An 11,810-nucleotide genomic window follows, 5' to 3' on the forward strand; every position below is an offset into this window, starting at 1 on the left:
AAAGTACAAATGGGCGCGGGGGCGCTCAGGCGTTCACTCCTCCGAGCGCTCCCTCGCGCACCAGAGCGAAGGTCTGGCGGGCGATTTCCAGCTCTTCGTCCGTCGGCACCACGGCGACCGCGACCCGCGCGTAGTTCGGCGAGATCAGCCGTGCCTCGTCGGCGCGGACGGCGTTGAGGTCCGCGTCCACCGCGAGACCCAGCTCCTCCAGGCCCGCGATCGCAGCCTCCCGCACCGGGGCCGCGTTCTCCCCGACCCCCGCCGTGAACGCCACCGCGTCCACCCGGCCGAGCACCGCGTAGTACGCGCCGATGTACTTCTTCAGACGGTGGATGTAGATGTCGAAGGCGAGCGCCGCACGCTCGTCGCCCTCGTCGATCCGGCGACGGATCTCCCGCATGTCGTTGTCGCCGCAGAGGCCCACCAGGCCGGACTTCTTGTTGAGCAGTACGTCGATCTCGTCGGCCGACATGCCCGCCACCCGCTTGAGGTGGAAGGTGACCGCCGGGTCGATGTCACCGGAGCGGGTGCCCATGACCAGCCCCTCCAGGGGCGTCAGGCCCATCGAGGTGTCCACGCACCGGCCGCCCTTCACCGCCGAGGCCGAGGCCCCGTTGCCCAGGTGCAGCACGATCACGTTCACCTCCTCCGGCTCCCGGCCGAGCAGCCTCGCCGTCTCCCGCGAGACGTACGCGTGCGAGGTGCCGTGGAAGCCGTACCGCCGGATCCGGTACGCGTCGGCGGTCTCCACGTCGATCGCGTACCGCGCCGCCGACTCCGGCATCGTCGTGTGGAAGGCGGTGTCGAAGACCGCGACCTGCGGCAGGTCGGGGCGGAGCGCCGTCGACGTACGGATGCCCGTGAGGTTCGCCGGATTGTGCAGCGGCGCCACCGGCACCAGCCGCTCGATCTCGGCGAGCACCTCGTCGTCGATGACCGTCGGCTCGGTGAACCGCAGCCCGCCGTGCACCACCCGGTGACCGATCGCGGCCAGCTCGGGGGAGTCCAGACCGAGTCCGTCCGCCGCCAGCTCCTCGGCGACCGCCTTCAGCGCGGCCGCGTGGTCCGGGATCGGGCCGCTCTTCTCGCGCCTCTCGCCTCCGCCGCCCTGGAGCGGGGTGTGCACGAGCCGCGAGGTCTCCTCGCCGATGCGCTCCACGAGCCCCTGGGCGAGGCGGCTGTCGTCCCGCATGTCGAGCAGCTGGTACTTCACCGAGGAGGAGCCGGAGTTCAGCACCAGGACACGGGAGGGGCCGGCGGCCGGGACGGAGGCGGCGGCGTGGGCGGCGGCACGGGCGGCCGCGGTGGTCGGGTCGGTGGTGGGGTCGGTCATGCGGGGAACTCCTGACCCTGGGCGGGGACCTGGGACTGGATCGCCGTGATGGCGACCGTGTTGACGATGTCGCTGACGAGCGCGCCGCGCGAGAGGTCGTTCACGGGCTTGCGCAGACCCTGCAGCACCGGGCCGACGGCCACGGCGCCGGCCGAACGCTGCACGGCCTTGTAGGTGTTGTTGCCGGTGTTGAGGTCCGGGAAGATCAGGACGGTCGCCTGCCCCGCCACCTCCGAGCCCGGCAGCTTCGTCGCCGCGACCGAGGGCTCGACGGCGGCGTCGTACTGGATGGGCCCCTCGATCCGCAGCTCCGGGTGCGCCTCGCGGACCAGCTTGGTCGCCTCCCGCACCTTGTCGACGTCGGCGCCCGAGCCCGAGGTGCCGGTGGAGTACGAGAGCATCGCTGTCCGCGGCTCGACACCGAAGCGGGCCGCGGTGGCCGCCGACTGGACGGCGATGTCCGCGAGCTGCTCGGCGTTCGGGTCCGGGTTGACCGCGCAGTCGCCGTACACGAGGACCTTGTCGGCCAGGCACATGAAGAAGACCGAGGAGACGATCGAGGCGTCCGGCTTCGTCTTGATGATCTCGAAGGCGGGACGGATCGTCGCGGCCGTGGAGTGCACGGAACCGGAGACCATGCCGTCGGCCAGGCCCTCCTGGACCATCAGCGTGCCGAAGTAGTTGACGTCCGAGACGACGTCGTACGCGAGCTCGACGGTGACGCCCTTGTGGGCGCGGAGCGCCGCGTACTTCTCGGCGAAGGAGTCGCGCAGCTCCGAGGTCTGCGGGTCGATCAGCTGGGTGCCGGCGAGCGTGATGCCCAGGTCGGCGGCCTTCTTGCGGATGGTCTCGACGTCACCGAGGAGCGTCAGGTCGCAGACGTCACGGCGCAGCAGTACGTCGGCGGCGCGCAGCACCCGCTCCTCGGTGCCCTCGGGGAGCACCACCCGGCGCCGGTCGGTGCGCGCCTGTTCGATGAGCTCGTGCTCGAACATCATCGGGGTGACCCGGCCGCTGCGGGCCACCGAGACCCGCTTGAGCAGGTCGGCCGTGTCCACGTGCCGTTCGAACAGGCCGAGCGCCGTCTCGGCCTTGCGCGGGGTGGCCGCGTTCAGCTTGCCCTCGAGGGCGAAGAGTTCGGTGGCGGTCGGGAAGCTGTTGCCCGGTACGGAGATGACCGGGGTGCCGGGCGCGAGGCGGGACGCCAGGGTCAGGATCTCCTCGCTGGGCCGCTCGTTCAGGGTGAGCAGCACCCCGGCGATCGGCGGGGTGCCGGCCGAGTGCGCGGCCAGCGCGCCGACGACCAGGTCGGCCCGGTCCCCGGGGGTGACGACCAGACAGCCGGGGGTCAGCGCGTTGAGGAAGTTCGGCAGCATGGCGCCGCCGAAGACGAAGTCGAGGGCGTCGCGCGCGAGGCCCGCCTCGTCGCCGAGGACCACGGAGGCGCCGAGCGCGTGCTTGATCTGGGAGACGGTGGGCGCGGCGAGCGCCGGCTCGTCCGGCAGGACGTAGCAGGGCACGGGCAGCCGGGCGGCCAGCCGCTCCGCGATGACCTCGCGGTCCTCGCCCGCCACCCGGTTGACGATCATCGCCAGCACGTCGCAGCCGAGTCCGTCGTACGCCCGGAAGGCGTTGCGCGCCTCGGAGCGCACGGACTCGGCCGGCTGGCCCTTGCCGCCGACCACCGGGATGACGGAGGCGCCGAACTCGTTGGCGAGCCGGGCGTTGAGCGCCAGTTCGTCGGGGAGCTGGGTGGCGGCGAAGTCGGTGCCGAGGACGAGGACGACCTCGTAGTCGCGGGCGACCGCGTGGAAGCGGTCGACCAGCCGCGAGACCAGTTCGTCCGTACCGCGCTCGGCCTGGAGCGCGGAGGCCTCGTGGTAGTCCATGCCGTAGACCGTGGAGGCGTCCTGCGAGAGCCGGTAGCGGGTGCGCAGCAGATCGAAGAGCCGGTCGGGACCGTCGTGCACCAGCGGCCGGAACACCCCCACCCGGTCCACCTGTCGGGTGAGGAGCTCCATGACTCCCAGCTCGACGACCTGGCGGCCGTCACCGCGGTCGATCCCGGTCACGTACACGCTGCGCGTCACGCCGTGGTCTCCTGTCCAGTCCTGCGGAAAACGGGACTCACGGAGCCGGGGCGAGCGGTGCCCTCGCGGCAGGCTCGCAGTCCGTCCGCCGGGCGACACGGTCGTCAACCGGCTGTGCTCAGAAAGCCCCGATAGGGCGGCATTACCCCCTTGACAATACCCCCGCCGATAGTTAGGCCGCCCGCCGGACGAAGGGCCCGGAAGCCCGGGACGAAAGGCCTCGGCGGGGCCGCCGGGAGGGACGCGCGGAGCGGTCGCGAGCGCGCCCCTCCCGGCGGGCGTGTGAGAATCGCTCTGGCTCACAACGGAACGCGACCGAGCAGGAGACACAGCACGATGCGCATCGGAGTTCTCACCGCAGGCGGCGACTGCCCTGGCCTGAACGCAGTGATCCGGTCGGTCGTGCACCGGGCGCTGACCGGCCACGACGACGAAGTCATCGGCTTCGAGGACGGGTTCAAGGGCCTCCTCGACGGCCACTACCGCCCCCTCGACCTCAACGCCGTCAGTGGCATCCTGGCCCGCGGCGGCACCATCCTCGGCTCCGCCCGCCTGGAGCGGAACCGGCTGCGCGAGGCCGCCGAGTCCGCCCCCGACCTGGCCCGCCAGCACGGCATCGACGTCCTCATCCCGATCGGCGGCGAAGGCACCCTGACCGCCGCCCGGATGCTCTCCGAGGCCGGCATGCCCGTCGTCGGCGTCCCGAAGACGATCGACAACGACATCTCCGCCACGGACCGCACCTTCGGCTTCGACACCGCCGTCGGCGTCGCCACCGAGGCGATGGACCGCCTCAAGACGACCGCCGAGTCCCACCAGCGGGTGATGGTCGTCGAGGTGATGGGCCGCCACGCAGGGTGGATCGCGCTGGAGTCGGGCATGGCCGGCGGCGCGCACGGCATCTGCCTCCCCGAGCGGCCCTTCCAGATCGACGACCTCGTCAAGATGGTCGAGGAGCGCTTCGCCCGCGGCAAGAAGTTCGCCGTCATCTGCGTCGCCGAGGGCGCCCACCCGGTCGAGGGCTCGATGGACTACGGGAAGGGCGAGATCGACCAGTTCGGCCACGAGCGCTTCCAGGGCATCGGCAACCAGCTCGCCGTCGAGCTGGAGCGGCGCCTCGGCAAGGAGGCCCGCCCGGTCATTCTCGGCCACGTCCAGCGCGGTGGCACGCCGACCGCGTACGACCGGGTGCTCGCCACCCGCTTCGGCTGGCACGCGGTGGAGGCCGCGCACCGCGGGGAGTTCGGCAGGATGACGGCGCTGCGGGGCACCGATGTCGAGATGGTGCCGCTCGCCGACGCCGTGACCCGCCTCAAGACGGTCCCCGAGGACCGCATCCGCGAGGCCGAGTCGGTCTTCTAGGGCACCCGAGGGGCCCGGCCCCTCGGCCCCGGCGCCGGGACCTCCGTCCCGGCCCGTCCCGGAATCCCCCGGGAGCCGGACCCACCCGAGTGGCCCCGACCGTCCCCCCGTGGACGGTCGGGGCCACTCCGCCGTGCCCGGGCGTCACCCCTGGAATTGCCGGGTTCCACTCTTGAGCCGGAGCACGGGATCAACAAGGCTTGGGGCCTGTCCCGGACATGTCCCGACGCGGTCCGGCGGAAGGGAAGAGGCGCGGATGGCACCGGGGCGGCACACCACCCCTGACCCGCGGGAGGCGCGGACCCCCGCCGAGTTCCTCGCGCGTCTCCAGGCCCTGAAGGACTGGTCCGGCCTGACCTTCCGCGAGCTCTCGGCCCGGGCGGAGGCGCGCGGGGACGTCCTGCCCCGCTCCACCGTGGCGAACATGCTGGCCCGTCCCACCCTGCCCCGCGAGGAACTGCTGACCGTCTTCGTCCGCGCGTGCGGGGTCGAGGAGACCGGGCTGGAGGAGTGGCGGGCGGTACGGAGGAGGCTGGCGGGACGGGGGGCGTACGCGCCGGCCGAACCCTTCGGCTCCGCGCATACGGCCGAGGCGCCGGACCCCGCGCCCTCCTGGCCGGTCGTCTCCGCGGCGCCGCCGGGCGGTCCGTCGCGTCCCCGGCCGGGGACGCCGTCCCGGATACGGCGCGCGGTCGTCGCCGCCGTCGCCGTGACCGGGCTCGTCCTCGCCGGGGTGAGCGTCGTCGCCTTCCTGCGGGACGGCCGCACCGGTCCGGCCGGGCAGCCGCCCCGTACCACCGCCCCCGCGACCACCGCGCCCGCGAAGACCGCCACCGCCCCCGCCGCCGGGGACGTCCGCATCCGGGTGACCGGCACCGACCTCTGTCTCGGTGAGCGGCGGGGCACCCGGACCGGACAGGTCCATCAGGTGCCGTGCGCCGAGGCGGGCGTCCCGCTCTACTCCCTCGCGGCGGTGGGCGCCGGCCGGTGGAGGATCGTCTCCGACCATCGCGACTTCGGCCCCGGCTGCTCCGGCATACCCTCCGGCGGCCGGATACCCGACGCCGCGTACGAGGACTCCGAGTGCGGGGACCCCAGCCGGGTCGAGACCTTCGCCCTGGAGCCGTACGGCACTCCCGAAGGCCCCGTCCGGGGCTACCGGATCGTGCCGGTCGGCTCGGCCACGCGCGGCAGCTGCGTCACCGTCGTCGGTGACCGCACGGCTGCCTGGGCACGGCTCGCGCAGGCGCCCTGTCTGCCGGACGCGACCGGCCAGCTCTTCTCGTTCGACCGGCGCGGTGAGGGCGGAAGTACCGCCTAGGAGGCGGACGATTCCACCAGCCGGGCCTTGAGTGCCGTCACCACCGACGGGTCGAGGCCGACATGGCCCGTGACGTACGCGTCCACGGAGCCGTACCGCGCGCGCAGGTCGGCCAGGAAGAGCCGGATGATGTCGGCGGGTGCCCGGCCGTAGCCCGGCCAGCGCAGTTCGCGGCCCGGGTGCGTCGCCCGCCAGTCGGCGATCAGCCGCTCCGTGGCCAGTTCGGTGAGGGCGAAGTCAGCGAGGATCTCATCGTCGGGGACTCCCACGAGGGCGAGGACGACGGCCGCGAGCAGGCCCGTACGGTCCTTCCCGGACGCGCAGTGGAAGACGAGCGGTCCGTCGGCGGCGGCGATGACCTCCAGGGCCGTGCGGAGTTCCGCCGCGCCGTCCTCGGCGACCTCGGCGAACCGGTCGGCGAGGTAGCGCCAGGGGTCGAGGTCCGGGTCGATCTCCGCCTGGTCGTAGGGGCGGTGCTCGATGGAGAGGTTGTGCCAGGCGACGTCCTCGGTCTCCGGCAGACGGCCCTTGGCGGCGATCTCCCACGGATAGCGCAGGTCGATCACCGTGGCCACGTTCAGCGCGCGGAAGGCCTCCAGGTCGGCGGGGCCCGCGTCGGCGAGCTTGGCGAGGGAGTCGGAGCGGTAGAGGGTCTCCCACCGCACGGTCCCTCCGTCGGAGGTCCGATAGCCGCCCAGATCACGGAAGTTGTGGAGTCGTTCGAAGGCTATGTGTCGTCTCACCCGCTCAATCTACGGCGTCGCCGGGCCGGGATGATCTAGGAGCCGACGGTCGCCCAGAAGTGGCCGGTGATCTCTTCGAGATACGCGCGCCCCTCGTCGCCGGTCGCGGCCGAGGCGCCCCAGCTGCTGGTCGCCGCCATCCGGGAGTGGTAGTCCGTGTGCAGCCGTTGCAGGGCGGACTCCAGGGTCTGCCGGGGCAGCGGCACCATCTTCACGGCCGGTTTCACATACGCCTGCCAGCGGGTGGTGGCGGCGCTGCGGAGCAGCTCGGCGAGCCGCTCGTCGCCGCCGGTCGCGGTGATCAGGGCGCGCGGGCCGAGGCCGAGGACTTCCGCGAGGGTGGCCGTCTGGCGTTCGGTGCCGCGCCAGCGGCCCTCGTCCTCCATCCGCTGGTACGCGGCGGTCGCGACGCCGACGCGCCGGGCCAGTTCCTCGGCGGCGAGTCCGCGCGCCATCCGGTGCTCGCGGAGGGTGGAGGCGGCGGCGATCAGCTCGGCGGGTGAGCACCACAGGACGCCGGCGAGGGCGGTGAGCTCCTGTTCGCCGGGGACGGCGCGGCCGCGTTCCCAGGCGACGACGGTGTCGGGGGTGACGAAGAGGCCGTACTGCGCGCGCAGGCCGTACGCGACATGACCGGGGGTCATGCCGAGGGCCTCACGGAGGCGGCGCGCGGCCAGGGCGTTGAAGGGTGGGGAGGGTTGGTGCACTCGGTCACGGTAGGTGCGGAGGGTGACAGGGGGCTACGGTGCGTTCCCCCAAGGCGCGAAGTCGTAGGAACGTGGGAACCGATCAGTAACCGGGCGTGGTCGCCTGGGAAACGATCAGTGACCGGGTGCCGTGGCCTTCGGAAACGATCACCGATCACGGGCGGTGACGCAAGGGGGCGATCGTCGCGGAGCCGATTTCCTCGCCGCCGGACCCCGCGCCGCCGGGCTCTTCGGTGTCGGCCCTGGGTGTCGGGCCCCGCGCCGTGGTGCCCTTCGGTGCAGGCGCCCGCCGCGTCGATCAGTGACCCCGGGCCGGGCCGTCGAGCCAGCGGTACTGGAGCTCGGGCCGCCCGATCTGGCCGTACTGGGGGGCGCGCACGGCCCGGCCCCCGGTCACCAGGTGCTCCAGATAGCGGCGTGCGGTGATCCGGGAGATCCCCACGGCCGTGCCCGCCTCGGCGGCGGTCAGCCCGGCCGGTGTGGACCGGAGGGCCTGGGTGACCGCCTCCAGGGTGGGCGAGCTCAGCCCCTTGGGCAGGGTGGCGGGGTGCGGGGCCCGGAGGGTGGCGAGCGCCCGGTCGACCTCGTCCTGCCCGGAGGCCTCCCCGGCGCTCGCCCGGAACTCGGCGTACCGGGCGAGCCGGTCCCGGAGGGTCGCGAAGGCGAAGGGCTTCAGGACGTACTGGACGACGCCGAGGGAGACGCCCTCGCGGACGATGGCCAGGTCGCGGGCGGAGGTCACGGCGATGACGTCGGCGGAGTGCCCGGCGGCGCGCAGGGCGCGCAGCAGCTGGAGGCCGTGACCGTCGGGAAGGTAGAGGTCCAGCAGGATCAGGTCGACGGGCGTCCGGTCGAGCAGTCGCACGGCGGCGGCCCGCGAGTGGGCGACCCCGACGACGGTGAAGCCCTCGACCCGCCCCGCGTAGAGGGCGTGGGCGTCGGCGGCGACGGGGTCGTCCTCGACGACGAGGACCCGGAGGGGGAGCGCGCTCACGCGGACACCTCCGAGGGGGAGGAGGAGCCGGCGGTCACCGGCGGGGGCGTCCGCGCCGGCAGCGGCAGCCGTACGGTGAACTGCGCGCCGCCCTCCTCCGCGTCCGTCACGTCGAGCGTGCCCGAGGCGCGCGAGACGGCCTGGCCGACCAGCGCCAGGCCGATGCCGCGGCCGGGGCCCCGGGTGGTCCAGCCCCGGCCCAGGACCGCGTCCCGGTCGGCGGGGCGGACACCGGGGCCGCTGTCGCCGACGCGGAGCAGCAGTTCGCCGTCGCCGGTGCGGGCCGCGACGGTGACCGTGACGCGCGCCTGCGGGGTGCCGCTCACCGCCTCGACCGCGTTGTCGACGAGATTGCCGAGGATGGTCACCAGGTCCCGGGACGGCAGGGTCGCCGGGACCAGTCCGTCGTCGATCCGGCTGTCCTCGGTGAGGACCAGCTCCACGCCCCGCTCGTTGGCCTGGGCCGCCTTGCCGAGCAGCAGCGCCGCGAGCACCGGTTCCCCGACGGCGTCCACGACCCGGTCGGTGAGGGCCTGCGCGAGTTCCAGTTCCGCCGTCGCGAACTCCACCGCCTCGGTCACCCGGCCCAGTTCGATGAGGGAGACGACCGTGTGCAGCCGGTTCGCCGCCTCGTGGGCCTGTGAGCGGAGCGCCTCGGTGAATCCCCGCTCGGAGTCCAACTCACCGGAAAGTGTCTGGAGTTCGGTCCGGTCCCGGAGTGTGGCGACCGTGCCGCGGTGTTCCCCGCCCACCACCGGGCGGGTGTTGACCACCAGGACCCGGTCGGCCGTCAGATGCGTCTCGTCCACGCGCGGCTCCGAGGACAGCAGCGCGCCCGTCAGCGTGGCGGGGAGGCCGAGCTCGGCCGCCGGACGGCCGACGACCCCCTCGTCCAGGCCGAGCAGTTCCCGCGCGCCGTCGTTGATGAGGGCGATCCGGCGCCGGCCGTCGAGCATCACGAGCCCTTCGCGGACCGCGTGCAGCGCGGCCTCGTGGTAGTCGTGCATCCGGCTCAGCTGGGTCGCGTTCATGCCGTGGGTGTGTCGGCGCAGCCGTGCGTTGACCACGTACGTGCCCGCTCCGCCGAGCGCGAGCGCCGCGCCCGCCATGCCGAGCAGGGCGGTCACCTGCTCCCGTACCTGCTCGCTGATCTTGTCGATGGTGATGCCCGCGCTGACCAGGGCGACGACCCGCCCGCCGTCGAAGACGGGCGCCACGGTCCGCACGGAGGGGCCGAGCACCCCGAGGTGGGTCTCGGAGTACGTCCGGCCCGCCGCGGCCTGCTCGATGTGGCCGAGGTAGGTCCGGCCGATCTGCTCGGGTTCGGGATGGGTCCAGCGGGTGCCGTCCGGGGCCATGATCACCACGAAGGCGACGCCCGCGTGGCGGCGCAGCGACTCGGCGTACGGCTGGAGGACCGCCGTGGGGTCGGCGGAGCGGGCCGCGGCGACCACGGAGGGGGAGTCGGCGACGGCGGCGGCGGTCGCGGTGGCCTGGCGGCGTGCGGTCTCCTCGGCCTGCGCCCGGTCCGTGACGTACGCGAAGACCGCGCACCCCGCCACGACGACGGCCACGAGCACGACCTGCATGGCGAAGAGCTGGCCGGCCAGGCTGCGGGGGCGGGGGAGGGGGAGACGCATGCGGGTAAGTGTGCACGGCGGAATTTGCGCGGGGGCATCGCGTTCCCGAATCGTTCCCTCCGTGCCCGCCCCGCCGTCGTCCCGGTCGTGAACGAAACGTACGCAACCGTGACCCCGGTCACAGGCTGATGGATAGTCGCGGAGTCCACCGGGACGTGGACACCCATCAGCACGAGGAGGACCCCGTGGCCGCACGACGGGACCGTACCCACTATCTGTATCTGGCAGTCATCGGAGCCGTACTGCTCGGCATCGCGGTCGGCTTCCTGGCCCCCGGCGTCGCCGTCGAGCTCAAGCCGCTGGGCACCGGCTTCGTCAATCTGATCAAGATGATGATCTCGCCGATCATCTTCTGCACGATCGTGCTCGGCGTCGGATCGGTCCGGAAGGCCGCCAAGGTCGGCGCGGTCGGCGGTCTCGCCCTCGGCTACTTCATGGTCATGTCGACCGTCGCACTCGCGATCGGCCTGGTCGTCGGCAACCTCCTGGAGCCCGGCTCCGGGCTCCACCTCACCAAGGAGCTGGCCGAGGCCGGCGCCAAGCAGGCCGAGGGGGCGAGCGAGTCCACGCCGGACTTCCTGCTCGGGATCATCCCCAAGACCCTCGTCTCCGCCTTCACCGAGGGAGAGGTCCTCCAGACGCTCCTCGTCGCCCTGCTCGCCGGCTTCGCGCTCCAGGCCATGGGCGCGGCGGGCGAACCGGTCCTGCGTGGCATCGGGCACATCCAGCGCCTCGTCTTCCGCATCCTCGGCATGATCATGTGGGCGGCCCCCGTCGGCGCGTTCGGCGCGATCGCCGCCGTCGTCGGCGCGACCGGCGTCGACGCGCTCAAGTCCCTCGCCGTCATCATGATCGGCTTCTATCTGACCTGCGGACTCTTCGTCTTCGTCGTCCTCGGGGCGCTCCTCAGGCTGGTCGCGGGGATCAACATCTGGGCCCTCCTGAAGTACCTGGGCCGCGAGTTCCTGCTGATCCTCTCCACCTCGTCGTCGGAGTCGGCGCTGCCCCGCCTCATCGCGAAGATGGAGCACCTCGGTGTCAGCAAGCCGGTCGTCGGCATCACCGTGCCGACCGGCTACTCCTTCAACCTCGACGGCACCGCGATCTACCTCACGATGGCGTCGCTCTTCGTCGCCGAGGCGATGGGCGACCCGCTCTCGGTGGGCGAGCAGATCTCGCTCCTCGTCTTCATGATCATCGCCTCGAAGGGGGCCGCGGGCGTCACCGGCGCCGGTCTCGCCACCCTCGCGGGCGGCCTCCAGTCGCACCGCCCCGAGCTGGTCGACGGAGTGGGCCTGATCGTCGGCATCGACCGCTTCATGAGCGAGGCGCGCGCCCTCACCAACTTCGCGGGCAACGCCGTCGCCACGGTGCTCGTCGGCACGTGGACGAAGGAGATCGACAAGGCGCGCGTGACTGAGGTCCTCGCGGGCCGGGTCCCCTTCGACGAGAAGACCCTCATCGACGACCACGCGCCGACCCCGGTCCCGGACCAGCGGGCCGGGGAGGGCGAGGAGAAGGCGCGCGCGGGCGTCTGAAGTCCGGGTCCCGGGTCTTGAGCCGGATCCGGGCACCGGGAGAAGGGCGGCCCCCGCCGGGGTCGCCCTTCTTCGTTCGCGG

Annotated in this window: 9 protein-coding genes; 3 read left to right on the forward strand and 6 right to left on the reverse strand. The window is 72.9% G+C overall.

Features of this window, described 5'->3' with window-relative positions; genetic code table 11:
* Positions 1-25: 25 nt before the first annotated feature.
* Positions 26-1,333, reverse strand: a complete 1,308-nt coding sequence (locus tag ACH4MY_RS13820) for an acetate kinase (protein ID WP_398002050.1) — start codon at positions 1,331-1,333, stop codon at positions 26-28.
* Positions 1,330-3,423, reverse strand: a complete 2,094-nt coding sequence (gene pta / locus ACH4MY_RS13825; RefSeq protein WP_398002053.1) for a phosphate acetyltransferase — start codon at positions 3,421-3,423, stop codon at positions 1,330-1,332. Before pta ends, ACH4MY_RS13820 begins: the two co-directional genes overlap by 4 nt.
* A gap of 336 nt (positions 3,424-3,759) precedes the next feature.
* On the opposite strand from pta, the gene ACH4MY_RS13830 reads away from it, so the two are divergent.
* Positions 3,760-4,785 carry an ATP-dependent 6-phosphofructokinase gene (locus ACH4MY_RS13830; RefSeq protein WP_398002055.1) on the forward strand — a complete coding sequence of 342 codons (1,026 nt, stop codon included), beginning with the start codon at positions 3,760-3,762 and terminating at the stop codon, positions 4,783-4,785.
* Positions 4,786-5,041: 256 nt separating this feature from the next.
* The gene (locus ACH4MY_RS13835; protein ID WP_398002058.1) at positions 5,042-6,106 is read left to right on the forward strand and encodes a hypothetical protein; all 1,065 of its coding nucleotides are present in this window, start codon (positions 5,042-5,044) and stop codon (positions 6,104-6,106) included.
* On the opposite strand, the gene ACH4MY_RS13840 is transcribed toward ACH4MY_RS13835, so the two are convergent.
* The 4 genes from ACH4MY_RS13840 to ACH4MY_RS13855 form a co-directional block, all read right to left on the reverse strand.
* Positions 6,103-6,849 (reverse strand): tyrosine-protein phosphatase, encoded by a 747-nt coding sequence (locus ACH4MY_RS13840; RefSeq protein ID WP_398002061.1) that lies wholly within the window; start codon positions 6,847-6,849, stop codon positions 6,103-6,105. The two genes, ACH4MY_RS13835 and ACH4MY_RS13840, sit on opposite strands and share 4 nt — an antisense overlap.
* A gap of 35 nt (positions 6,850-6,884) precedes the next feature.
* Positions 6,885-7,493 carry a helix-turn-helix domain-containing protein gene (locus ACH4MY_RS13845; RefSeq protein ID WP_398002710.1) on the reverse strand — a complete coding sequence of 203 codons (609 nt, stop codon included), beginning with the start codon at positions 7,491-7,493 and terminating at the stop codon, positions 6,885-6,887.
* 361 nt (positions 7,494-7,854) lie between these two features.
* The gene (locus tag ACH4MY_RS13850; protein WP_398002063.1) at positions 7,855-8,550 is read right to left on the reverse strand and encodes a response regulator; all 696 of its coding nucleotides are present in this window, start codon (positions 8,548-8,550) and stop codon (positions 7,855-7,857) included.
* Positions 8,547-10,190 carry an ATP-binding protein gene (locus ACH4MY_RS13855; protein WP_398002065.1) on the reverse strand — a complete coding sequence of 548 codons (1,644 nt, stop codon included), beginning with the start codon at positions 10,188-10,190 and terminating at the stop codon, positions 8,547-8,549. Before ACH4MY_RS13855 ends, ACH4MY_RS13850 begins: the two co-directional genes overlap by 4 nt.
* Positions 10,191-10,318: 128 nt before the next feature.
* Between ACH4MY_RS13855 and ACH4MY_RS13860 the strand changes: the two genes are divergently transcribed.
* A complete protein-coding gene (locus tag ACH4MY_RS13860) occupies positions 10,319-11,728 on the forward strand; it encodes a cation:dicarboxylate symporter family transporter (RefSeq protein WP_398002067.1) in 1,410 nt (469 codons plus the stop codon).
* Positions 11,729-11,810 lie beyond the last annotated feature (82 nt).

It is taken from the genome of Streptomyces sp. NPDC017246 (assembly GCF_044331325.1).
Taxonomy (GTDB): Bacteria; Actinomycetota; Actinomycetes; order Streptomycetales; family Streptomycetaceae; genus Streptomyces.